Below are 25,886 nucleotides of genomic sequence, written 5' to 3' on the forward strand. Positions count from 1 at the left end.
GTTGGTTAAGATATTTATTATTCAATAATCAAGTTACTTAAATTTAGTTTAAATAAGGAATGAGGATGACTTTAGAAGCAGTATTGTTTGATATGGATGGCACATTAGTTGACTCAGAAATTATGCACTTTGTGTGTTGGAATAAGGTACTTTCACCATATAATGTGAGCTATACAGAAGATATATTTTGTCAGCGCTTTTCAGGTCGTCCTACTTTAGAAGCCGCTATTGAGATTAAGAACGAGCATAACTTGTCTGTTAGCGCTGCTTATTTAGCTGATGAAAAATATCGCTTGTTTAGCGAACATGTAAAAACAAACTTACCGCCACTCATGCCATTTACTGAGCAAACCTTAAAAGCTGTAAAAAATAGCGGGCTCAAAATTGCTTTAGTAACAGGCAGTGCACGTAGCGAGGCTTTGCCGATTCTTAAAGGTTTAGGTTTTTATGAGTTATTTGATACCGTTGTAACAAAAGATGATGTAGTTAATCCCAAACCAGCTGGGGATCCTTATTTACTAGCACTTGAGCAGATAAATACAGTGGCTGATAATGCAATTGCAGTAGAGGATACATTTACAGGTGTAACAGCTGCAAATAATGCATTTTTACGTGTGGTGGCAATTGCTAATAGCCACACCCAAGAACATGATTTTAGTCAGGCTACGTATCGCATGAACAACTTGGATGAATTTTGGCAATGGGTGCAATCTCAACTATAGTTTAAAACACTTTTGTTTAGCTTGGATGCGTAAATGCCTGTTATAAAATTAATCGTTTTAATTGCAACACTCTTTTTTTCGCAACTTTTAAGTGCTGCGCAACCAAGCGTATTATTAGCTAAAGTTTATGATGAAACTAAGCATCATGATGTAAGCAAATACTTGGTTAGTGAAAAGTTTGATGGTGTTAGAGCTATTTGGACAGGTACACACTTAGTAACCCGAAAAGGGAATACTATTAATGCACCAAGCTGGTTTACCGGTGTACTACCTAATGTGTGGCTAGATGGCGAGCTGTGGACTAAGCAAAACGATTTTGCATCACTCAGTGGTATTGTAAGGACTAAAATCCCGAACAATCATGATTGGCAAAGTGTTACTTATCAGGTGTTTGATATGCCCGATACAGATCTTCCTTTTAGCATTCGCTACGAAAACTACAATAAACTTATTACTAATTTAAACTCGCCACATATAAAAGCGGTTAAGCAGTATCGTTTTATCAATAATCAGTTATTAACAGATTACTTTGAGAGCATAACCAAGCAAGGTGGGGAGGGTGTAATGCTACATCTTGCAAGCGCTAAACATACCAGTGGACGTAGTAATGAGTTGTTAAAGTTGAAACCATATTTAGATGCGGAAGCCGTTGTTATTGCATATTTACCAGGGAAAGGAAAATATCAAGATATGCTTGGCGCGCTTAGAGTAAAAACACCAGAGGGAGTTATATTTTCAATTGGTACAGGGTTTAATGATGATGACAGAAGGAGCCCGCCTCCAATAGGAAGTGTCGTTACGTACCGATATCATGGCTTAACAAAAAATGGATTACCGCGTTTTGCGAGTTATTTACGCGTAAGGGCTGGTTTATAGCGTTTGAAACTTTTACAAAGTGTGCTAAATTACGCGACCTTTTTGGTAATGCGTGGTGAAGTATGTTTGTAGGTTTTGATTACGGTAGTTCTAATTGTGCTATGGGTGTTATGAACGAGGGCAACGTTCAATTAGTGCCATTAGAGCAAGGAAAACATTACTTACCTTCTACGCTTTACACTCATCACAGTGCGTTGGTAGTTGACTTTGTTGCTAAGCATTTACAAGGCACTGCTGACGAACATGAATTTAAAATTCAGCGCCAAGCGCTTTTAAATACACTTCCTCGTATTAAATCAGATCTTGATTTACACCCTTCAGACGAAACCCTATTTATTGGTCGTGAAGCGATTAGCGAATATGTGCAGTTTCCTGAAGAAGGTTATTTTGTTAAGTCCCCTAAATCATTTTTTGGCGCAACTGGTTTAAAGCAAGGTCAAATTAACTTTTTTGAAGACATTGCTACGGCGATGATCTTAAAAATAAAACAACGTGCAGAGCACTCTTTAGGTCAATCTCTTACGCAAACTGTGATTGGTCGACCGGTTAACTTTCAGGCTGTTGGTGGTGAGCAGTCAAATCAGCAAGCCGTTGGTATTTTAGAGCGTGCAGCTAAACGCGCTGGTTTTAAAGATGTGGCATTTTTATATGAACCACTAGCCGCTGGTATAGATTACGAAAGTGATTTAACACAAAATCAAAAAGTACTCGTTATAGATATAGGCGGTGGTACGAGTGACTGCTCGTTTGTGCAAATGGGACCAAGCTTTAGAGGTAACAGTGAGCGCGATGCAGACTTTTTAGCGCACAGTGGTAAACGTGTTGGTGGTAATGATTTAGATATTGCATTGAGCTACCATGGATTAATGCCACTGTTGGGCTTAGGTAGCACGTTTAAATCGGGGCTTCCATTACCAAACCAAGCATTTTGGCAAGCGTGTAAAATTAATGACGTAAATCTACAAAGTCAGTTTTATAGTGCAAACCATGCTCGTGAGTTAAGCGCACAATTACGAGATGTAAGTGCACCTGATCTTTATAAGCGTTTAATACATTTACAGCAAAATAAACAAGGTCATCAGTTAGTACAGCAAGGCGAAGCCGCAAAAATTGCACTTTCGTCAGCGAACGAATTTAACTGTGATTTAAGCTTTTTAGATACAGACCTTTATAAAAACTTATCAGTGCATGATTTATCTGTTGCAGTAGAGAGTAGTATTAGCCAAATAGTAACGCTTGCCAAGCAAGCTATTAGTGATGCTGCAACAACGCCAGATGTTATTTATTTAACCGGTGGCAGCGCGCAATCACCATTAATTAAAGCTGCGTTGAGTAAACATTTAGGTGATATAAAAATGGTTAACGGAGATCACTTTGGTAGTGTAACTGCTGGCCTGACTAAATGGGCCAGCATGCTTTATAAATAACCTGAATGATACTCAGGTTTAAAGATCTATTTGTCGGGTTGCGAGGTATTTTTCGTAATCTGGCAATGTACGTTCAAGTTCTACGTCCATAAGCGGTGAGCTTAACAACATATCTGCACTGACTTCATTACACGCCACCGGAATATTCCAAACAGCTGCTAGGCGCAGCAATGCTTTAACATCAGGGTCGTGAGGTTGCGATGCTAATGGGTCCCAAAAAAATATTAAAACATGTATTTCATGTTCTGCAATTTTAGCACCTAGTTGTTGATCGCCGCCCATTGGACCACTTAAAAGTTGAATTACATCCAGTCCCGTGGTTTTTTGGATTAAATGCCCCGTAGTACCTGTGCCATATAAAGTATGTTTACTTAAAATGCTTTTGTGTTTTTCACACCATAGTTTTAATGCTGCTTTTTTACCATCGTGAGCAACTAAAGCGATATTTTTTTGTGCGGGAAGAGATTGTCTTTTTTGTTCCATGCTGATTCTTTTTTTATTAGTTAACCTAAACTCTGGGTAATAAATTACTTAACCAAAGCGTAGGTTAGTTAAAATAATAGATTGATAGCAAGGGCAATAAATACAATACCGGTGATCCTATCAATCCAAAGCTGACTATTCGGATTTCGTCTAAAAAATTGTGCGATTTTATCGCCAAAATAAATATACGTGCAGTCGATCGGAAAAGCAAAAATAGGATAAAGCAAACCAAAAAAAGCGAGCTGAAATGTGGCAGATGAAAGCGTTGGATCTACAAACTGTGGAATAAATGCAATAAAAAATAATGCAACTTTAGGATTGAGTACTTCAGTCATCATTGCCTGAAACATTACATTACTTTTTTTACTAGTGCTTACATGGGGCTTATCGGCTTGCTTACTTTTAGATACTGATTCTGGCTGTTTTAACGTCCCTTTAATCATCATAAGTCCCAAATAGCATAGGTATGCTGCACCAACATATTGGACTGCTGTATAAGCGGTCGGTGAGGCTCTTAATACTGCTGTTAAGCCTACTACTGCAAAAAAAGTATGTATTACGCCACCCAATGCAAAGCCAAAAGCACTTTGCATACCGGCGCTTCTTCCATTGGCAAACGTTTGCGCCATTAAAAATGCATTAGATGGGCCCGGTGCAACAGCCATTAAAAAGCTAGCGAGTAAAAATGAGCCTAAAAAATCAGGATTAATCATCATTAGGTTTTAGCTGGGTGCAGCGTGTTCGCTTTTTTACTCATTAAAATAAGCCACAATGGAGTTAATAATAATAAATGAAAGGCAATAAGCCATGGTGTACTCATATCTAAAAACTGGGTTAGCACGACTAATATGCTAGCGCCACTCATTTGCATTGCACCTAGTAGCGCAGACGCTGTTCCTGCTTGTTTAGGAAAGCTTGATAGTGCCATGCCTGCTGCAGAGCCTAAGCTTAATGCAAAACCTAATGCAGCAATTAAAATAGGAAGCATAAGTGCAAATGCGGTTTCGATATTGCTAAGGGCAAGCATTAACAAGCCAGAGAAAACCAACAAGCTAACACCAACACGTAACGCACGTTGGCTATTTCGTTTTATGTACGTTGGTAATATAAAGCTTGCGACAATACTTATTACTGCATTTAGCGTAAACCAAAAAGTAAAATCGGCGACTGTGCCGCCTAAATACGTAATGATCCAACCTGGTGCTAGCGTCACATAAACTAATATAGCCGACATAGCGACCATACAAATCAAGCTATTAAACAAAAATACAGGTGTTTTAATTATCGGTGTAAAGCGACGTAAATCTAAAATATGTCCTTGATAGTGGCTATCGGCAGGGCGGGTTTCTCTAAAAAAGAATAACGTGACAATAAGCCCTACAACAGCAAAAACGGTTAAAAACATAAAGTTCATTCGCCAGCCAAATTGCACAGTGAGCCACGCGCCTAAAATTGGTGCCATTGCAGGAATAAAGCACACAATACCATTAAGGTAAGTGATCATTTGTCCGCTGCGCTGCGCACCATATTTATCACGAACAATAGCAAATGCCACCACAAATGTGGCACAAGCTCCTAAGCCCTGAAGGGCGCGTGCAGCCATTAATACTTCAAAAGAAGGGGAATAGTAAGCAAGTAATGCTGAACTTGCATATAAGCTAATACCAACAACGGCAACAGGTTTTCTGCCAAATTTATCAGCAAGAGGACCTGCAATTAATTGCCCCAAACCTACTGTTAGCATAAAAATAGCAACAGTTTGTTGTACTTGTTGTTCTGTAACTGCAAATTGCTCTGCAATGGTAGGAAAAGCGGGTAAATAAATATCGATTGCCATAGGGCAAAATATAACGAGTAACCCTAAGATAAGTAACAAGGTCATATTTGGTTTAGCGGGCTGTGTTTGCATTTAGTCTCCTTTTGCCGAGTATTTTAGGTGTGCACTCATAAAAAAGAAAGGGCTTATGACCCCTGCATAGGGTGTGATTTTAATTTTTTGATTAGATTAAGCTAAAAAGACAGCATAAATGCACTTTTTTAAACTGGTCTGATGTGTTAATTTGAGAAAAGTAATCGTTGACGGAAAATATTAATGAGTAATAAATCTGCACTTGTACAAACATGGCTTAAATTTAAGCGGTTGCCTTTTGGAAATTGGCTTTTTACTAAAGCCGTTTGCTTTAAAGCACCTTATTTTGGTTCTATGAAACCTTATGTACTTGATTTGCGAGAAGGGCATTGCAGCGCGGTAGTTAAAAACCGTCGCAGCGTCCATAATCATATTGGAACTATTCATGCTATTGCGCAGTGTAATTTAGCTGAACTGTGCGCTGGAGTGATGGTTGATGCCACCGTGCCCGTTAAAACACATCGCTGGATCCCAAAAGGGATGACAGTGCAATATTTAGCTAAAGTAGATACCGATGTGACAGCGATTGCTGAAATTGATTTACCACATGAGTGGATTGATAAAGAAGATTTAATTGTACCGGTAAAACTTTATAATACCCGCAATGAACTTGTTTTCACTGCAGATATTACAATGTATATAACAGAGAAAAAATAACTTATTTTTTCTCTGTAGTGTGCTTTTTATCAGCAGCTTGTTTATTTACAAAAGACAAACTGCTGTCGTCTTCCTCTAATAATGCTTTTACTTCGCTTGCCGGCTTTAATTTTTCGCTAATTAGTTCAACATCTTCTTTTTCGAAGCGTTGCTTTAAACTGCCTTCAATAATAGCGCCAGCATCAATACTCAACGTATCGTGAAATACATCACCGTGGACATGTGCGCCGCTTTGAACTTTTACTTCTTCGGCATTTATAGAGCCAATAATTTTACCTTTAACAATAACGCTTTTAGCTTCAACAATGCCTTCAACCATACCCGTTGAGCCAATAACTAAGTGCTCTGCTTTAATATCGCCATCTATTCGACCGTCAAGTTGAACTTCTCCTTGGCTAACTAATGTACCCGTTAAACGCACGTCTTGTGAAATAATAGACGGCGTATGATTCACTCTTTTCAAAGATGTGTTACTTGTTGTTTGCTTTTTTTTACCGAACACGAGAAAGCGCCTTTGTTATTTTTAGAGGATTAACTTGTTTGCCGTTAAGCAAAACTTCGTAATGTAAATGGGTGCCGGTACTTCTTCCTGTGCTGCCCATTAAGCCAATAACATCATTTTTAGTAATTAATTGACCTTTTTTAACTTTAATTTTATTTAAATGACCAAATCGTGTTACTAAGCCATTTTTATGTTCAAGCTCTATAAAGTTACCATAACCACCGTTACGACCAGCACGAAGTACCACAGCGTCTGCTGGAGCAAATATTTCGGTTTTGTGCCAACCAGCTAAATCAATACCTTTGTGAAACGCGTGGTGACTGTTCATAGGATCTTTTCTAAGCCCAAAGCTGCTCGAAACATAATACTTGGAATTGGCTAAAGGTAGTGTGTTTGGTAATTCAGTTAAAAAGTTTTCTAGGTTATTTAATACAAGAAGCTTGTCGACTATAGCTAAAAAATTGCTTGGGATTTTAGTCTCGTCAAATATATCAAGTGGACCACCTTGAGCTGTTTTTTGTGTGTCGAGAGTTAAATGCTGCTCTAACGCCGATTCAAGTCCTGCACCTTTTAGCATCGTTAAAATAACGTTATGGCGTTTATCTATTTCGTGACTGAGTAGCGCAAAATCTTGCTCGTATTGTTTTTCTAAATTGGCTGATCTTGCTGCAAATGTTATTGGAGTAATTAAGTTTGCGTGTTTGTTTTCTGATTCACTGCCAATGAGTGGTTCATGGAAGTCATTATTATCTTCGCTAATTGGCGATTCGAGTTCATCATCAAGTTTAATTGAATCTTTACTAATAGAAGCAGGGAGTGACTCGATCATACTTTGTAAAAGAACCTGCTTTTGTTCAAGTATAGCAAGTTGTTCTAATTGTTTTGAGTGAAGGCGTTGCTGTTCATCGGCCTTTTTTTGCCAGAGTGTTTGCGTATCTATTCGACTTTGTTCAATATCGGAAATTTTGCCAGTTTGCATATAAACACGAAAGCTAGAAACACTCATCCAAGCGAAAGTAACAAAAATAAGCAATGCTACAAGAAGTTGGAACCAAGACGCTAAAACAACATGCTTAACTTCGCCATTTTGGCGTATAAGTAGCTGACGAGTTGGAAAAAATTTATGATAAAAAGACTTTATAAATACTGACATGGCATATAAACACTGGCTATTAACCGGATTAAGATATCAATCTGAGCTTAAAAAGCCAGAAAAAAATTGTAACTGTTCAAAAATTAATAAAAAAGGGCTGCTTTAAAAGCAGTCCTTTGTATATTTAATTTATAAAAATGTGTTACTTAGTTGGAAGTACTTTGCTTTCTACTGAACCAAAGCCAATTCGTGCATATCCTTCTTTTTCACACCAGCCACGCATAATAACGTTGTCGCCATCTTCTAAAAAGCTGCGTTGTTCACCGTTACTGAGAGTTATTTTTTCTTTGCCGCCACGAGAAAGCTCAAGTAGGGAACCTGCCTCTTCATGCGTTGGACCAGATTGAGTCCCAGACCCCAGCATGTCACCTGGCATAAAGTTACAGCCATTTACAGTATGGTGAGTAACCATTTGCGCGACAGTCCAATAAGAGTGTTTAAAGCTAGATGTTGATACACGTGTTGGGTTATGACCTTCGCTGCGCATTTTTTGTGTTTGAATTTTAACGTCCATTTGAATATCAAAAGCACCTTGCTCTCGGTTTGCTTTTGACTCTAAATAATCCATAGGTTGCGGGTCGTTTTTATCACGGGTCCAACTTGTTCTATATGGTGCTAATGCTTCTGTTGTCACAATCCAAGGAGATACAGTTGAGGCAAAGTTTTTAGCTAAAAATGGACCCAATGGTTGGTATTCCCACGCTTGTAAATCCCGTGCAGACCAGTCGTTAAATACACAAAAGCCAAACACATGATTTTCAGCATTTTCGATAGCGATTGCATCACCTAATGCATTACCCTTGCCTAAATAAATACCAATTTCTAGTTCGTAATCGAGACGTTTACATGGACCAAATGATGGTGCTTCTGCATCAGGCGCTTTAGTTTGACCTTTTGGGCGATGAAACGTTTGACCCGATACATCAATAGATGAAGAGCGGCCATGGTAACCAATCGGAACCCATTTATAGTTTGGCAGTAACGGGTTGTCTGGACGAAATAAGCGACCCACAGCGGTTGCATGATAAATAGATGTGTAAAAGTCGGTATAGTCACCAATACGACAAGGCAAAGAAAATTCAATATCAGATTGATGTACAAAAGTGCTGCTAAGTGCTTGTTGATGCTCTGAACCTACTCGTAGAGCTTTTGAAAGCGCCAATCGCAATGCTGACCAATATTGCTGACCTAAGCTCATAAATGAGTTTAGTGTTGATTCACTTGCTGCGTCTGCTGCTATTTGTGCATCACCAGTTAATATATTGAGTTTACTTAGTTGTGCCAAGTCAATTACTTGATCTCCAATTGCAACACCGCCACGAAAAGCCTCATTGGTGCCTTTGAGTCGAAACTCTGCAAATGGTAAGTTTTGAATAGGGAAGTCACAATTTGCAACATTAGCTGACTCAACCCAGCTAGTTAAATTAATATTATGGGTTTCGTTAATTAGGCTCATTACATTTCCTTTGGACTTTACAATATAGCGACAAGGTGCAATTTATTTAATCATACTTGTACTTAGCGCAATACTTTTTAAATACTAAAACGACAAAAGCAGCGAATATCGCTGCTTTTAATCTACTCAAATATATTATAAAACGCCGCGACGCTCTTGATCGCGTTCGATTGATTCAAACAATGCTTGGAAGTTACCTTCACCAAAGCCACCGTCATCAACGCGTTGGATCATTTCTATAAAGATTGGACCAAATAAATTTTTAGAAAAAATTTGTAATAGGTAGCAATTTTCACTTTGGCTATCTACGAGTATTTGATGCTGACGAATTTTTTCTTTGTCTTCTGCAACCCAAGGTACACGGTCAAAAATAGTGTCATAGTACTCAGGAATAATATCGAGCGTTGCAATTGTTGATTTATCAAGCTTATCAAGAGAGCCTACTAAGTCATCTGTTAAAAATGCTAAATGTTGAACGCCAGGACCGTTGTACTCACCAAGGTATTCGTCGATTTGATTGTTATCGTTACCTTTACCTTCATTAATAGGGATAGAGAAGGTGCCACATGGTGATTTAAGTGCATACGAAATAAGCGCCGTTTTTTGACCTTTAATGTCAAAGTAACGTACTTCGGTAAAACCAAATACATCTTTATAAAAGTTAGCCCACTTTTCCATGGTGCCTTTATAAACATTATTAGTTAAATGATCGATTCGGATAAAGCCTTTATCTTCAACAACGCTTTGCGTTTCTAAGTCTTCAAAATCACTTTCGTAAATAGTACCTTTGTCGCCAAATTGTTCAATAAAGTAAATAAGGCTATCGCCAATACCGTAAATTGCAGGGTAAGGTAGATTTTTATGAGTTGAATCGGTTGCTGGTTTTGCACCGCGCTCAACTGCGGTTTCAAATGCTTTTTTTGCATTCTCAACACGCCAGCCCATAGAACAAATAGCAGGACCATGACTTTTAGCAAATTCGGCAGAAAATCCTTCACGTTCATTATTTAATAAAAAATGAATGTCGTTTTGGTTGTAATAAACAATGTCTTTACCTTTGAATTTTTTTAGTTTTGAAAAACCAAAATCAGTAAATACTTTATCCATGTAATCAGCATCAGGTGTTGCGTATTCGGTAAACTCAATACCAACTAAACCTAAATAATTATTTACTTCACTCATTATTATTACTCCCGCAATTAAGCACTGCGATTATGTGTTGTTGTCATATTGCAGTAGATAATCAACCAGATTTTTGATTTGGGGAAGAGGGAGGTGTTATTTAGTACGTAGCGAGTTTGTAAATTTAATGGGACGGTTACACGCAAGTTGCTTTTTTGAAATACAGATGACATTAATTTAAGTGTATTAGAGTTTTAATAATACGATAATGTTTATCTTATACTATTGATTTTAATTGTTATTTTTAAATTAATAAAGAGGTTTAGGTATATCTAAACCTCTTCAGTATTTGTATAAAACTTACCTTTTTTGTAATTAATTATTTACAGTTTCACTATGAGAATTGAAAAACTTGTTTCTCTGTTCTATCCATAAGTTAGTTTTAATAGCTGGGGCTGTTTTGTAATGACGTTCAATGGTCTGATTTAGTGTTCGCGTTGCTTGCTCATAGTTAAGTTTTTTCTGCGCACTTCCCATACTTTTTATTTCGCCACGTGTCATTGCACGACCAGCATAAAGTAATGCGTTTAAATAACCAGGTCGGGCTTCGTAGTTGTTATCAGTCAGTAATAGCATTGTTTTATTAAGTGCCCATCGGCGATTTATCTCGCCTTCTTCTTTAACGCCTGCAAATTCACCATCAACGTATATTTCAAATACGCCATTTGTTGGTGCGGTATAAAATACAAAAGCAACACGGTGCCAACTATCAGGCTCTGTTGTACCAAAGTAACCACTGCTGCTGGTTGCTTCGCCATAGCCGCCGTCTGGGCTTGCAAAGATATCGGCATCATCTGTAGCGTAATTTTCTGTATCGGCTTGAATTATAGCGCGGTAGATATCTTGTGTACCTAATGGCCAGTTTATATCCATAACTATTGTGTAGTCAGAAACTAAGCCTTCATTTTTAAAATCACCATTTGCTGCGGTATTTAAATTAATTAATAAGCCTTCTGTTGGTGCATGACGAGAAAAAGCCATAACGCCAGAAGGACCATCATTTAAATCTGCAATATTGAGTGCTGTGGTTGTGTCGTATACTGTTTCTTCTGGTCCCCAGTTTTCATTTTCTGGGTCAAAGTAGCTTAATACAGATGGACCAAAGTCAGGAGTGAATGGGTTTTCTGGGTCGTCAAAATTCCAAATAGTGACATTCGCGTCATCTTGGCAGGCATTAAGTTGTGTATCTGTATCGATGTGAAGACACTGAGTTGTTCTAAAGCGTGCGTATTGATCAAGTAGCCACCATGCTTCGGCAATCGGTTTTATATTAGTAAAGGTAACACCGTTAAAAAATAATTCAGGATTAAGCGCCGCGCCTTTAAATAATGCTACATCGTAATTAGTTGTTGCTTGAACATTTTCTGGCTTTAGTAAAAACCAGTCTGGTTGGCTGGCAAACATACTATTTAAGTCTGTGCCACTTACGGTTACTTGATATAAAGAATTAAAACCTGGTGTGTTTGAAGGCTGCCTTTCAACATAAAATGCTTTATGAAAGTCTTCTTGAGTAAGTGTGCCTGGTGTCCAACGTTTTTGTACTAATTCAGGGTTAAGCAGTGCCGCAATAATTGTACTTGAGTGCTTTGCTGCTAGAGCTGTGATTTCAGCGAGCTCTTGAGCATTCGGATAGTTTTCTGAAATAGCTATTTCTGTTTGAGCATCAGGTGCGTAACGCCCCATAATTACATCGATAGCTTGTTTAGTATCTTCGTCAGGTTCAATAGATGTTTCTGTATCTACAGTTTGATAGTCGTAACGATTTAATGATTTATCGGTAGTATTAAAAACTAAGTTTAAATCAGTAACGCCACGAGCATAAAAATCAGGTTGAATAACGAGAGAGCCATTATCGAGTTCAACTAATTCTTCACCGCCATGAGTATGACCACCAAGCACTAAATCAATGCCTGTAACATTGGTTGCTATTTCAACATCGGTGCCTTTACCTAAATGGCTCAGCATTATCATGTAGTCAACATCATCTCTATATTGACTTACAATACTCTGTGCAACTTGTTGCCACTTCCAACTCATTTTAAATTGTTTTATAAAATCAGGGATTGGTTCGTCATCGAATGGCTTGTCGAGCTCATTCCATGGTACAGACGTCATACCAAGTACACCAAAAGTAATACAACCTACTTGTACTTTAGCAAAGTCTACACCGTCAAAATCTTGTGCCTGAGCACCTTCGTAACGAGTATTACTAGCAAGAACAATCGCGTTTTCGTCTTTTGAAAATTCAAGTAATTTTTCAGGTCCCCATGCATAGTCATGATTACCTAATACACGCAAATCAAAAGTCATCGCTTTTATTGCTTCATCAGTAGCGAGCCCTTGTGAGACTTGCTCTGCTACAGTTCCTTTTTCGTAATCATCGCCGCCATCAGTAAATAATGTATACGGCGACTCGCTAAGCGCTTTTTTATGATATGCCTTAATACGACTAAAAAGTTGTTCTTTGTAACCAAAGCGGGCATGCATATCTGCAACGTGAATAAACCTAACAGATTGCTCTGTGGCATTAATATCACATGTAGGACCAATATCAGCAAAGGCTTCCTTGCGCTGTAATTGTATTGCATATGTGCCTAATGTACTTACTTGTGCGCTAACAAAACCCTCAGACACGATTGAGTTATTAACAGTTTCCCAACTATTACCGTTTAAACGGGCAATAAATAGCTGACCACCTAATTCATAGTCTTCGGGTATTTTTATAGTAATCGTTATTGAATCAGAAAATGTAATAGTGCTAGGTGAAAGTAAATACGTACCAGAAACTATATTCTCACTTTGGTTCTCTTCAGCGGAAGATAACTTTTCGAAGGTGAGTTCTGCATTGGTTGTTACAGCATTGGCTGAAATGTTGAGTTCGAAATTTCCATCATCAAGTACAACAGATAAACCAGAGGTGTTAGAGATGCTCAATTGAGATGGTGTAGGCTCAACGGGATCATTTGGATTTAGAGTTACATCATCACCGCCACCGCAGGCAGTTAAACATAATGAGAAAAAGAAAAGTAAACTCTTTTGAGTAAAAGTTAATGATTGCATGGACTATTGCCCTGATATGTATTCAATGATCAATTAACACATAATACCAGTTAACAAAGGAAGCAACAAAGATGAATGAGTAAATTTCCCTTCATATATTTTTATATGAAGGGAGGAGGGCGTTTTTAATTTAAAAAACTATTCGTTTGATAAACCTTGTTTTTCCCATACTTTAGCTTTAAATGTCATTAGTACTAAAACAATACCAACACCAATGCTAAATAATGCAATTTGTAAGTATAAGTTAGGGATTTGTTCAACTTTATTCGGGTCGAAATTACCAGCAAGTAAGCCTGCAATGATATTACCGATAGAGTAAGTTAATACAAACACACCCATCATTTGACCTGTATAGCGTTTAGGCGATAACTTGCTTACGGCACTTAGCGCTACAGGGCTTAAACAAAGTTCACCCACAGTATGTAAAAAGTAAGTGGTAACAAGCCAGTAAGGCGCTACTTTTAGACCTTCAGCTGCATACTGAGCAGCCATAAACATAACTAAAAAGCCCGATGCCATGATAATTAAACCAAGAGCACATTTAACGCTATAACTAGGCGATACTAAGCTTTTAGATAAATTAATCCAAAGAGCTGCAAAAAATGGCGATAAAACAATAATAAACAAAGAATTTAATGATTGAAACCATGTTGTAGGGATTTCAAAAGTACCGATAAGGCGGTCAGTGTAATCGCGAGCAAATAAGTTTAAAGATGAACCGGCTTGTTCAAAGCCAGACCAAAAACATGCTGATGCGATACATACTAAAAATAGTGCCCACATTCTTTGTTTTTCAGCATCTGTTAATTTACCGTTAAAATAAATAAGACCAAAATAAACAAAAAAGATAATAGTGAATACAACAGCAACGTAACCTGCAACAGTTATTGGGTCAATTATGAGTGCACCAGTCATTGCGGCTGTAGTGATTGCAGCTGCAATAATTACGAATGCAGCAATACCAACCCATGCACGCGAAGTACCTTTTGGTCCTAATGGGTTAGCTGGTAGAGCACTATGCTCAGGTAAGTTGTTAAGTGAACGTTTATATTGCACTAAACCAATAGCCATACCAACAGCTGCTGCACCAAACGCCCAGTGCCAACCTACATTTTCCATAAAGTAACCACAAACGTAGTAACCAATTAAAGAGCCTAAGTTGATACCCATATAATAAATAGCGTAACCGCCATCGCGACGTTCATCAGAATCGCTGTATAGCTGACCAACCATGGCGCTTATATTTGGCTTAAGTAAACCAGTACCTGTTGCTACAAATATTAAACCAATGAAGAATGAATAATCATGAGGAATAGCCAAAATAATATGGCCAACCATAATAATTATACCACCGTACCAAACCGCTTTCTGACCACCAAATAAACGGTCAGCTAGCCAACCACCTGGTAAGCCTAAAAAGTATACTGCGCCTGTGTATAAACCATAAATTGCTGCAGCAGATGCTACAGTAAAAGCTAAGCCTTCTTCTTGTAAGCTTGCGGTCATGAATAATACGAGCATAGCTCGCATACCGTAATAACTCATTCGTTCCCACATTTCAGTGAAAAACAAGGTTGAAAGTCCTTTAGGGTGGCCAAACCAACCACTATCTGGAGCTGAACTCATATTTACTTCCTAATTCATATTATTGTTATGATGGGCTTATAATTTTTTGCTTTAGCAAAATTAGCCTAATTTTTTCAAAGGCTAAATTGCTCGACCATCAGTATATTTATTTGTATCTAAGATAATGATTTGCTGTATGGCTGTTATACCATCAGGTAAGAGTCACACCCTTATCCTAGCTACAATTGCGCATTAGTATACATAGACCTTTGTGCGAGGGGAAGTATTGCACGGTGGTTGTCATAAACACCGTGCAATAGTTTAAAAATCAGCGTAAGGAATTATTGGTGTGCCTGGGAACTCTAATGTTCCGTATACCGGATTAAAGTAATAACGTAAATAGAGTTGACCAAAATTCGGTTCATAAAAATCAGAACGATCTATTGCTAAGTAGCCACCAAAAGACCAGTGAGGTGTGGCTCTGTATTCAAAGCTACCTTCAAGATTATATGAAACACCTGAGCTGCTATCGCTTTCGAATGATGGATTTACACCTGTTTCAAGCTGCCTGATAAACGCTTCATTTTGTAAATCAGGATCGTTCGGGAAGAAGTCAATTGCTTGGGTGTCTGTTTGTGAATATGAAATACCGGTTTTTAAACGATACACAAAATCATTACCCCAGCGAGCGTCGTAACTTAACGGAATAGATAACCCTACATAATTTTGCGGGCTGTAATAACCACCGTGTCCGAATGTTTCTTCACTTAAGTTATACTTGTAAGCCCAGTGTAATAAACTCGCGCCGACAGTAAACTCTCGCTCTTCATTACTAATCACGCGATAGTAAGTACCGCCCATAACGCGATACCGTTGGTTGTCTTTAACATTCTGACCTTTGTAAAGCTGAAAGTCTGCACTTGACCAAAAGCCCCAATCGCCACCTAAATCATGTGAAATATTAGCCGTGATACCAGTGGAGCGTACACCGCCCCAAACTTCACCTGTTCTTACATCTTCTAACCCAGAATATGAAAGTACCGAACTGGTAACAGGGCGCTTCTCAAGCTCAAGGCTATATCCAAAGTCACCAAAGCTATCTGCATAATTAATACCCCACACTATGTCTTCAATTAAAAAGCCAAGCGGAGTAGTGCCTAAATCAAAGCGCCAGTTTTCGTTTTGCCAGCCAAATCCGATATCGACACCGGTTGCTTCAGGACTTACCTCATCTAAAGGACAAGTAAATATGCACAAAGCACCTTGACCATAGCGACTACCCGCAAATTGTTCGTCAAAACGCGTAGTTTGAGCACTAATAGTTGTTGGGTCTACCTTTACAAAACCCTGACCTTGCCAAAGTGGAAAATAAGCCTCTATAGGAACTAAGCCTGCGCCAAGTGTTGCATCGCTTTCAGTGCTAGTTTGACCACTAAAATTAACACCAATTGCAATATAGGCTTGGTTTTTATTTTGTTGTGTTATTAGTTCTCTTTTTGCCCCATTAACATACCAAGGGTCATCATCGTTTACGCGAGCAAGCGTGCTATAAAGTTCTTTGTCACTTAAAGTTTGATTAGGTGACAACGTTTGCTTATACCAGTTTTGTGCTTGCTCGTTTTCATTGAATTTATCTGCAACTTGCGCCGCTAAATAACGTAGCTCTTGATCGTTAGGCGACTTATTAACTAATTGCTCAGCTAAATAAAGAGCATCGCCAGAGAAATTAAACTCATTTAGCGATGACATAATTTGGCGTTGTAAATAGCTTTCTTGAGACGTCGTTTGAGTAATGGCTTGTTGCGTTACTTTTTTAGCTTGAAAGTCATCGCCAAGCTCTCTGTAAGCTTTAGCTATTGCCATTAATGCTTGTGGTTCAATAACGTGTTTATTTTGTACTTTTTGTTTGTATATAATAATAGCGGCTTCGCGTTGTTCAAGTGCTAAGTTTGCATTAATCAATGCAGTTGTTGTTGCTGGTGAATTTTTATATTTTTGATCAAGCTGATTAAGCTTAGCAATCAAATCACTTCCATTATAATACTGACCTATATAACTATTTTGTAGCTGTACATATTGTGCGATTTCACTCTCTGAAGCCGCTTCAGGTAATATATATTGGTTAAACCATTGTGTTGTTAAGTTTTCATCACCTTGCTCTAATACCCATTCCCCAAAGAGCATATGCCAATATGCTGAAATAGTTGGCTCAGCCACTAGTGCCTTTTCGAGTAGCTTAAGAGCATGTTTCTGTTCGTCTATTCTATGCCAGCTGCGTGATAACTCAGCTTGCATAATTGGTGTTAGAGGTTGAGCTTCTAGATTGCTCAGATGGTAAATGGCAGTCGCTTTGTTTTTTGTATTTAGATGACGCTCACTTTGTGCAAGTGACTCGCTAAGCTGTAACTGTTGCTCTAAGGCAATTATATCTTCGTTTCTGGCTTTAACAGGAATGAACTTTAAAGTATTAATAGCGCCTTGATAATCATCAATCGAGCGTAAAAATAACGCGTGGCTATAACGTAGTGATGAATCTAGAGGAAACTGCCACAATACATTATTAAACAAAGAACGAGCTTGTTTGGTAAGGCCTTTTTGCTGATAAATAAAAGCTAAGTCGTAGTATAACCATGGTTGTTCTGGCGCTAACTCAATGGCATGTTTTAATGTTTTTTCTGCTTTATCTAACTCACCAGCTTGTGAATATAAAGTCGCTTCTGCACGTAAACTGCTACTGATAGAAACTTGATATGATGGTTGTATTAAGCTTTTTTGTGAAGCAGAGAGACTGTTGTAAAATGATTTTAGAGATTGCTCTTTTTGTTCTAATTCTGCAATTTCTAATAACCCTAATAAAGCGCTTTTATTAAGAGGATCACTTTTTAATACAACTCTATAAATGTTAGCTGCTTGAGAGTATTGACCCTGATAAAACTTTAGTAATCCTTTATTATATAAAACAGTGCTTGGGTCTTGCTCCAAGGCATCAGCTAAATTAAGCTTTAACTGTGCTATTTTAAATTCACTGCTACTTATTGCATCTTTAGCTTGACGGATATAAAGCCAAAACTTTGCCGTTTTAGCTAAATCTTTTAATGTTTCACGCTCACCAAAATCAGCAGTGAATTTTTGTGCGAGTGTAAAGTATTGGTAAGACTTTTGATTATTTCCAGAGCGTAGATAAAGAGTGCCTAAACTGCGCATTATAGCGCCATCTTCAGGGCGACCCTTAAGCGCTTTTAATAATATGGGTTCAGCTGCATTGAGCTTATTTTTTTCAAGTAAAGCATCACCTTTAACCCAAAGCTGATAAGCCGGATCGGCAAGTAATTTTTGGCGATCCTTTAAAACCTTTTTGAAATCTTGATATTGTAATTCACCTTTACTACTAAAAGGGTAAAGTGTGAAATAACGCTGAAACTGCTGCTCGGTATTGCTGCTAATAGACATATTAGACAGGGCGCTTAACCAAATGTTTTCTACATCATTATTAAAATGAGAAGTTGAAGCGTATGTACTTAAAATATCAATGGCTTTCTTATCATTAGGTTTACGTCTTAATAAGTGACGTGCGTAGGCTATTTCAACTTTTCCGATATTAGCGTATTGCTTTAATAGCTCTTCATACCCTTTCTTTGCGCCTAACCACTGAGCACTATCTTGTGCATACCAACTTAAATGCTCAAGCTCGTAGTCAAGAGTTGGGTATATATCTTTAAAAAGAGAATTGTATATTTGGCGTGCTTGTACGTATTGCCCTGCACGAGCAAGTAATTTTGCTTGCTGAACTTGTGCTTTATCTTTACCTTCAACCCGAGATATAACTCTGAGTTTTTTAACACACGGATGCTGTTTAGAAAGTCCATTATCTACTTTACTAAGTAACTGGTTTGCTTTATTAACATCGTCGTTGGTAAAGTAATGGCGTGCTAACGCACATTGAGTTTCAATGCGGGCAGGGGCTATAGCAACTAGCTTTTGTAAGCTATCTTCAATAAGCTTTTTATTTTGCTGTGCTTCACCAATATTTATCTGGCTTAATAGCCATTCAACCGACTTGGTATCAATGTCGTTTACTGTTTTGGCACTTAACATTGGACTCAATGTTAGTGCACAAACTAAGGCAGCCCTTAACGGCATTCAGAGCTCCACTTTGGCTGCAGTGTTCCGTCTGCTGAAATTAAAAAGCGTTTATTTAAGGTACTTGTACCAAATAAATTAAGTACGCTATCGTAATAACGAGATTGACTAAACGAGCTATCAACCATTAACTTTTGCTGTATAGACATAACTAAAGCATTATCGTTTTGACTTGCTAATAAAGGAAGTAAAGCAGCATTAAAGCCAACTGGACCCTTATCCTCTGATTTCCCCGATTGCGAGTATGTATTTAATGGTACATAACCTCGATTTTTAATCGTTTCAACAAAAGGAGTAAATTGCTTAACTAGATCTTTTTTATATGGAGCATCATCAGCCATCATACTCGTCCAAAGATAAACACGTATTGCATTATAGCTGCCAACATCAGTTACTTTTTTATCAAAGTAAAAACCTTTATTTGTTCCATACATAATCCAATCAGGGCTGACGCCTTTTTTGCTTGTCTCTAGTATTAATTTAGCTGAACTATCGTGTAGTTGTTGCCACGGTGAATGAGGATATAGCTTGCTAAACTGTTGGAATATAAATAACGGTGAATAACTTGGGTTTAATTTATACTGTTCATTAGCAAATTCAAATCCAGATGGTGCAGGTAGTAGTGTTAAGCCAAGACCCTGAATATGAGCTGTTTCTTCACGCATAACGCGCTGTGCAAGTACTGAAGCTAAAATGCTGTAACGACGTTCGTCCCATAAAATAGCTGCTTGAGACAGGCTGTATGCAATCCAAAGATCAGAGTCAGATGCTGGATTTGAATCTAAAATAGTACCTACTCTATTATTATCTTCACCCCATTGCCATGCAGGTAAGCGCGTACTTAAATCACCCTCTGATAAGTGTTCTTGAGTCCAATCGAGTACTAAATCAAACATTGCTTTATCATTTGCGACTAAGGCAAAAAAGAGAGCGTAAGATTGACCTTCAGAAGTAGTTATATTTTGCTTACTTCCTAAATCAATTACACGACCATCTTCACTGATAAAGTTACTTTTAAAGGTGCTCCATCCTTGCCAAGGGGCACATTGTTCAACTTGTGCACTTGCGGCAAAGGAAGATAAGTTAAGTGCTAAAAATAATGCATAAATTACAGACTTCATTATTTATCTCCTTCAGCTAAACGTTTGTAAGTAAGAGCTTGCAATAATCGCCACAAAATAAATGAGATTAAAAGCAACACTAAAATTGAAAGTAGCGCCAATATAAATGGGTGATCAGATAGGTGAAACCAAATAAGTGTATGTACAGGTATATGACCAACAAAGTATTGTTTATCTGTTTTGATGGTTTTGATGCCCTGAGTGTTAATTATTGCAGCACTTCCTTTAATTAGCTCTAAGCTTTCAGAACTCATTAAGGCATTATCTAATAAAGTAAAAGCCTTATTTGTGGTTGCTGTTAATGAAACAATTGAACGCTCTGAATCAAATGGAGATTGAAAGCCCGTTATAACGGCCATATCACCACTACTTTTCACATTAATTTGTATTTTTTCTGCGTCATCATCGTCATAAGCACCATTATAAATAGCTTGTTTAATAGCACGCTGATTATTGTGCAGTAAAATATTAGTTTGTGAACCATCGTCCAAGTTATTTGTAGCCGTATTAGGCTTGGTAATAACAAGTACGTCTTTATCATCATAGTCAATATTGTCATTTAAATGCTGCACTGTTAAACGGTGACCAGGGTAGCCTGTAATAGCACCAAAGTGACCGGTTAGGTTAAGTAATACAGAGATTGCTTTAGGTGTTGGATTATTGTCTAAAACAACAAGTGTTTGCTGTAAGTCTGCATATTTAGTGAAAGGAAAACCACTATTAGCAAATACATTTAAGTCAGGTAGTGCAATGTAGTGATCAAAACCACTTGCATCAATACTCGAGTGACCATCAATTACACCGTACTCACCACCAGGAGGAGCAACTGCACATTCTCCTTTTTTTAATACTGCAAAACGAAAATCAAAGTTAAGTTCATTACGCTTAGCTAAATCTATACCATCAAGTGAAAAGTCTTCAGTGTTTTGAGTTGTATCACTATTAGCTATTAGAGGTAATAATGTTTTAGTTGTACTTAGTGCTGAATCATTTCTTTCTAATATGAACCCACTAATAAACTCTTGGTTTATTAGCATATTTAAACGTGAATCAAGCGTTTCGTCTTCAGGTGTATTACGGTATTGCAAAGTAATTGGAATACCTTTTTCACGCCATGTAAATAAATCAGGAGCTAAGCGAATATTTAATTTAATAGGACCGTTATTAAGTCCTTTTGCTTGTAGTTGTGTTGGGTAGTCAGTTAGTTCACTAAAATGTACCGGTCGGTCACCTCTAAGCCAGCGAGGAGCATCGTAAGCTTTGCGCATAGGTATTTGATTAACGCCTTCTATACTAGCACTTCGACCTGTCATTATTTTGTGACCAAATACTAAGCCGTTAACTGCTGTTTTTAAGTCTTTTTCATCACGACCTAAAATAAGTAGCATTTTTTTATAACGATTAATTGGGCTAGAAATGATGTCTATTGTTGGTTTTTCTACATCTGGATAGTCAGCTAAAAAATCTGGTTTAGACGTATTAGTAATAAACACAACACTGTGTTGTTCAGGTGTTTTGTTTATTAATACTGGAAAGTCAGCACCGCGCCAATCAGCTTGAGCACCAAACCAGCTAGAAAGAGTCGCAGCAGCTTCAATTGTTTCTTTGTTAGGTGTCGTTGCAAACACGAAAGGAAGCATTAGTTTGCTGTAATCTTTACTATCAAAAAATGGCTCTGGTAAATATTCTAAACGGCTATCGATAGCAAGCGATGTCTCATCAAGTGTAATGTTACTTGATTTGTTTATTTCGGTCCAAATTGAACGACTAAAATAGTCTTGGCACGTTAAATCGTAGTAACCAACTAATTCAAAACGTATTTGATTATAATCTTGGATATATTTTGAGTTTAGAGCAAGGTTATGATTAACCGTGTTTTTAACAACACTTGAGTGTTTATTGATAGGTAATACTGTTACTAAATTCTCGTTAAAATACACTTTCAAATGCGAAACATTAGCAATAAGTGAAGGTGAGTTTGTATATGAAAAATTAAGCATTAAATTTTTACTTAACTTATCTATACGGTTAGTGAAATCAACACGTGAATTATTGTTTATTCCATCCAACTTATAGTCAGTAAATCCGAGGGCTTCAAAATCAAGACGCAGGCTAGTAACTTGAGCGCTCTCAGGATAGCCATTGATGAACATAGATTTATCGTGCATAGGCTCTATAGCATTAGTTTGCCAAGCCATGCTAATAAGCAAAAATATAACGAGTGTATTAAGCAGCTTTTTGATCATAATTATTTTGCACTATAGGTTTTTTTGGAATAAATGAATTTATGTAAATCACTAAACGAGTAAAAAGTTTAATAATAGGCTGTAACGGTCTTGGAGCATGAAACAATAAATTGCTAAAGCCTCTTAAACTCGTTTTTTGTACTTCTTTAAAGCTGTATGACGGACGGTCATGTCTAAAGTTATTTTGCCAATCAAGCCAAGCATCCGCTCTTGAAAAAGTACATTGTATAAAGGCTCTTTGTTTTTCGAGCGATAAGTCTTTAATAGTAAGACCAATTTGTTTTTTTCGTGTGTTACATACATAAGTTGTAAACGAAAACTGTTTGTTGCCTCGGCTCATTAATAGCTCAACTTTATCGTTAACTCTACATAAATGAGCGTGTTCGGTTTCAATACCTACACCATTATCTGAGTAATCGGTAATTTTAACTTTTAATGTATGACCATTTGCTAATCGAATACCCGCTGGAAAGTTGGCTTTTATTCTATGTGAGTGCCTAACTTGTCGTGCTTCTGCTGCAACAGCAACCGCTGCGCCTAAAATTATAATATTATAAATAGCCCAACACATGCTTATAATTAACACACCAACTTGAGATGGATCGCCAAATATTAAGCGTAAAACACCATATATTATACCAATTAAGTTAACGCTAAGTAATACGAGATACGGTTTTGAGATACCCCAGTCGTAGTGCTCTTTATCATTTAGCCCACCTTTTTCAGTCACATTAAACTTACCCTTGTTAGGATTAAATAACGCGACTGTAGTTGGTTTTAATATATACCAAGCTAAAACAGTTTCATAAACTTCGCCCCAAAAAGAATACCGGTACTTACCCTGTATACGTGAGTTTGTTGCTTTAACTTGTATTAATGTTGGTACTACATAAATAAATATAGCTATAAATGGTGCGTAAATAATGTATGCATTAAAATATATTAATGCTAGAGGAGCGGTTAGGAATACAATACGCGGTACGCCCGATAAAAAGTGCAGCATTGCATTTATATAGCACATACGTTGAGGGATGCTAAGGCCTTTGCCAAGTAAAGGATTATCTAACCTAAATATTTGTGCCATACCTCGCGCCCAGCGAATTCGCTGACCGATATGTGCAGATAAGCTATCCGTAGCAAGGCCAGCGGCTTGTGGAATATTAATATATGCTGTTTTATAACCAGCACGCTGCATTCTAAGTGCTGTGTGGGCATCTTCAGTTACTGTTTCGAATGCAAAACCGCCTATATTATCAAGTGCTTCGCGTTTTAATACTGCACACGAACCACAGAAAAAGGTAGCGTCCCACATGTCATTACCATCTTGAATTAGCCCGTAAAAGAGCATGTTTTCGTTAGGTATTTGGCTGTGATTATTTAAGTTTCTTTCAAATGGGTCGGCTGAGAAAAAGTGATGTGGTGTTTGAACCAAACATACTTTACTGTCTTTCAAAAACTGACCCATGGTCATTTGTAAAAATGAGCGAGCAGGGACGTGGTCACAATCAAAAATAGCAATGTATTCACCATCAGTATAACGCATGGCACTATTCATATTACCGGCTTTAGCGTGATTGTTATCAGGACGAGTTAAATAACCCGCTCCGACTTCTTTGGCAAACTCACCAAACTCAGGTCGTTTACCATCATCTAAAATGTACACATTTAGCTTATCTGCTGGCCAATCAATGCTTAACGCTGCTAATGTTGTTGGTCTTACAACACTTAAAGGCTCATTATAGGTAGGTATGTATACATCAACAGTTGGCCAATCGTCAGTGTTTTTAGGAAGAGGAATTGGCTTACGCTCTAATGGATTAATTGTTTGAAAAAAGCCAAGTATTAGTACTAACCATGCGTAAGTTTCAGCTAATAGTAAGCCTGCACCTAAAGCAAGTGCGAGTGGATCATCCCAATTTAGAGTTTCTGTATATCGCCACCATAAATAGCGCGAAGATGTTGTAACCGATAAGGTGATCATGACTATCGTCGCCATTTGACCTTTTATTCGTTTAAGTGAATAAGCGACCAATAAAATAAAACTGATAAATATAGCTTGGGCTTCTAAGCTAAAAGGAATAGTTACAAAAATAGCCAATAAGAATAATGAAAAAGCAATAATTACATATTTAATTAATTTGTTTTGCCAAATACGTGCGTTGGCAAATGATTGAAATGCACTGTGTTTTGAGCGTTTTTTATTTTTTGAAAGTAAGCTCTTAAGTTTTCTACCTAGCTTTAAATCTATCCACTTTAATTGTCTAAAAATATAGCCAATTGCATCATAAAAATAATCACTTGCTGTTTCGCGAATTGAGCTTTTTTTATCACTATTTTTAAAAAATATTAAAAAAATACTTTGGAAAAAAAACCGTACTGCATTTGAATATAAGTGGTTCCGATATGGTAACTTTAAGTGGGGGTAATTAAAGTAAAACCATTCATAATTGCTTTCCTTGCGAACATTAAGTTTTACAATAATTGAGCTAAAAATGATTAAAAAAGGCATGAGTAATGCTTCAATAGCATTCATTTTATGACTATTAAAGTTACCATGAAATTTAAACATGATTAAGCGAACTAACTTTTCAGTAAAAAAGAGACTAAGCAGTAAGCGAAAGCTACTTTGAAAAGGGTGCTTATAAAAAGTGCTAAGTCGTGCTGTCATAATGCTGCTTTACTAACTAGCCAACCAGCTAGGGTTTCAAAATCATCATTAGCTATGCTGTAAGGAGCGCAGTTAAGCGCAACATTACGATACGCTGTTGATTCTTTTATTACTTCGTCGCTATTAATAAAAAAAGGAGCCATAAGAGGGAGCGTTGATTGCCAAAGTGAAAATAAATCAAACTCTAATACAGATGCCGAATTATACCGATTAACTAAAAAAAAGTGATGCCACGAATTCTCAGTGTTCTTCAATTTTTGTAATTGCTTGTAAATTAAACTGTGACATATTGCATCACAATTAACTAATTCAACTACAATATCATTTTCATCTAATGCGTAATGGCTAATATCTATATGACTAGGGCAGTCAAATAGCATCCACGTATTTTTAGGGGTATCAAGCTTTTTACAGCTATCAATAAGGCCGTTAATTTCTGTTGGTGTTGGTATTTTGTTACCATGAGGTAAGAAAATTACGCCGTCGTTGTCTTGATAAAAACACTTTAAAACATCGTCGAAATTTTCAGCGTTACTCCAGCCTTGTGTATTCTTCCAGGGTAAACCAAAGTGCAAACCCAAATCGCTTTTGGGATCCAAATCTACAGCAATGACATTGATATCTGATTTTTTTAACACGCAGGCTAGGTTAGCAGTGATTGCAGTACAGCCAGTGCCACCTTTGATACCTTTTAAAAAAATTCTTTGCACGTGAGAAA

18 protein-coding genes are annotated in these 25,886 nt (G+C 37.4%); 4 read left to right on the forward strand and 14 right to left on the reverse strand.

Translation table 11 applies throughout. The features are described from left to right. Nucleotides 1-65: 65 nt before the first annotated feature. The 3 genes from GQR56_RS07180 (at nt 66) to yegD (ending at nt 3,025) form a co-directional block, all read left to right on the forward strand. Nucleotides 66-722 carry an HAD family phosphatase gene (locus GQR56_RS07180; protein ID WP_166109869.1) on the forward strand — a complete coding sequence of 219 codons (657 nt, stop codon included), beginning with the start codon at nt 66-68 and terminating at the stop codon, nt 720-722. A gap of 33 nt (nt 723-755) precedes the next feature. Then, nucleotides 756-1,598, forward strand: a complete 843-nt coding sequence (locus GQR56_RS07185; protein WP_166109872.1) for a DNA ligase — start codon at nt 756-758, stop codon at nt 1,596-1,598. 62 nt (nt 1,599-1,660) lie between these two features. Beyond that, the gene (yegD, locus tag GQR56_RS07190) at nt 1,661-3,025 is read left to right on the forward strand and encodes a molecular chaperone (protein ID WP_166109875.1); all 1,365 of its coding nucleotides are present in this window, start codon (nt 1,661-1,663) and stop codon (nt 3,023-3,025) included. Nucleotides 3,026-3,043: 18 nt separating this feature from the next. Here the strand turns inward: yegD and GQR56_RS07195 are convergent, their stop codons facing one another. From GQR56_RS07195 to GQR56_RS07205, 3 genes are all read right to left on the reverse strand, one after another. After that, nucleotides 3,044-3,508, reverse strand: coding sequence for a methylglyoxal synthase (locus tag GQR56_RS07195; RefSeq protein WP_024612267.1), 465 nt, complete (start codon nt 3,506-3,508; stop codon nt 3,044-3,046). A 68-nt stretch (nt 3,509-3,576) separates the two neighbouring features. Continuing rightward, the gene (locus GQR56_RS07200; protein WP_166109961.1) at nt 3,577-4,221 is read right to left on the reverse strand and encodes a LysE family translocator; all 645 of its coding nucleotides are present in this window, start codon (nt 4,219-4,221) and stop codon (nt 3,577-3,579) included. Between the two features lie 2 nt (nt 4,222-4,223). Then, nucleotides 4,224-5,417 (reverse strand): multidrug effflux MFS transporter, encoded by a 1,194-nt coding sequence (locus tag GQR56_RS07205; protein ID WP_024612269.1) that lies wholly within the window; start codon nt 5,415-5,417, stop codon nt 4,224-4,226. 183 nt (nt 5,418-5,600) lie between these two features. Here GQR56_RS07205 and GQR56_RS07210 point away from each other — a divergent pair, with 183 nt between their 5' ends. Further along, complete coding sequence (locus GQR56_RS07210) at nt 5,601-6,074, forward strand: hotdog fold domain-containing protein (protein ID WP_166109878.1); 474 nt, start codon at nt 5,601-5,603, stop codon at nt 6,072-6,074. A 1-nt stretch (nt 6,075) separates the two neighbouring features. Here the strand turns inward: GQR56_RS07210 and GQR56_RS07215 are convergent, their stop codons facing one another. The 11 genes from GQR56_RS07215 to bcsQ all read right to left on the reverse strand — a co-directional run bounded on the left by GQR56_RS07215 (nt 6,076) and on the right by bcsQ (nt 25,878). After that, the gene (locus tag GQR56_RS07215; protein WP_024612271.1) at nt 6,076-6,576 is read right to left on the reverse strand and encodes a polymer-forming cytoskeletal protein; all 501 of its coding nucleotides are present in this window, start codon (nt 6,574-6,576) and stop codon (nt 6,076-6,078) included. After that, entirely contained in the window at nt 6,566-7,729 is a 1,164-nt protein-coding gene (locus tag GQR56_RS07220; protein ID WP_166109881.1) for a M23 family metallopeptidase, read from the reverse strand. The genes GQR56_RS07215 and GQR56_RS07220 overlap by 11 nt, the downstream gene beginning before the upstream one ends. 142 nt (nt 7,730-7,871) lie before the next feature. Then, a complete protein-coding gene (gene fahA / locus GQR56_RS07225) occupies nt 7,872-9,185 on the reverse strand; it encodes a fumarylacetoacetase (RefSeq protein ID WP_166109884.1) in 1,314 nt (437 codons plus the stop codon). A 135-nt stretch (nt 9,186-9,320) separates the two neighbouring features. Further along, nucleotides 9,321-10,367: a 4-hydroxyphenylpyruvate dioxygenase gene (gene hppD / locus GQR56_RS07230; RefSeq protein WP_024612274.1), complete on the reverse strand. Its 1,047-nt coding sequence runs from the start codon at nt 10,365-10,367 to the stop codon at nt 9,321-9,323. Nucleotides 10,368-10,682: 315 nt separating this feature from the next. Continuing rightward, nucleotides 10,683-13,427, reverse strand: coding sequence for a metallophosphoesterase (locus tag GQR56_RS07235; protein WP_166109887.1), 2,745 nt, complete (start codon nt 13,425-13,427; stop codon nt 10,683-10,685). A gap of 138 nt (nt 13,428-13,565) precedes the next feature. After that, nucleotides 13,566-15,053 (reverse strand): peptide MFS transporter, encoded by a 1,488-nt coding sequence (locus tag GQR56_RS07240; protein WP_024612275.1) that lies wholly within the window; start codon nt 15,051-15,053, stop codon nt 13,566-13,568. Between the two features lie 261 nt (nt 15,054-15,314). Beyond that, entirely contained in the window at nt 15,315-19,133 is a 3,819-nt protein-coding gene (locus tag GQR56_RS07245; RefSeq protein ID WP_166109890.1) for a cellulose synthase subunit BcsC-related outer membrane protein, read from the reverse strand. Further along, complete coding sequence (gene bcsZ / locus GQR56_RS07250; protein WP_166109893.1) at nt 19,124-20,254, reverse strand: cellulose synthase complex periplasmic endoglucanase BcsZ; 1,131 nt, start codon at nt 20,252-20,254, stop codon at nt 19,124-19,126. Before bcsZ ends, GQR56_RS07245 begins: the two co-directional genes overlap by 10 nt. After that, entirely contained in the window at nt 20,254-22,500 is a 2,247-nt protein-coding gene (gene bcsB, locus GQR56_RS07255; RefSeq protein ID WP_166109896.1) for a cellulose biosynthesis cyclic di-GMP-binding regulatory protein BcsB, read from the reverse strand. Before bcsB ends, bcsZ begins: the two co-directional genes overlap by 1 nt. Further along, nucleotides 22,481-25,168, reverse strand: a complete 2,688-nt coding sequence (gene bcsA, locus GQR56_RS07260) for a UDP-forming cellulose synthase catalytic subunit (protein WP_166109899.1) — start codon at nt 25,166-25,168, stop codon at nt 22,481-22,483. The genes bcsB and bcsA overlap by 20 nt, the downstream gene beginning before the upstream one ends. Beyond that, nucleotides 25,165-25,878 (reverse strand): cellulose biosynthesis protein BcsQ, encoded by a 714-nt coding sequence (bcsQ, locus tag GQR56_RS07265; protein WP_024610237.1) that lies wholly within the window; start codon nt 25,876-25,878, stop codon nt 25,165-25,167. The genes bcsA and bcsQ overlap by 4 nt, the downstream gene beginning before the upstream one ends. Nucleotides 25,879-25,886 lie beyond the last annotated feature (8 nt).

Source organism: Pseudoalteromonas sp. Z9A5 (assembly GCF_011378875.1).
Lineage (GTDB): Bacteria > Pseudomonadota > Gammaproteobacteria > Enterobacterales > Alteromonadaceae > Pseudoalteromonas.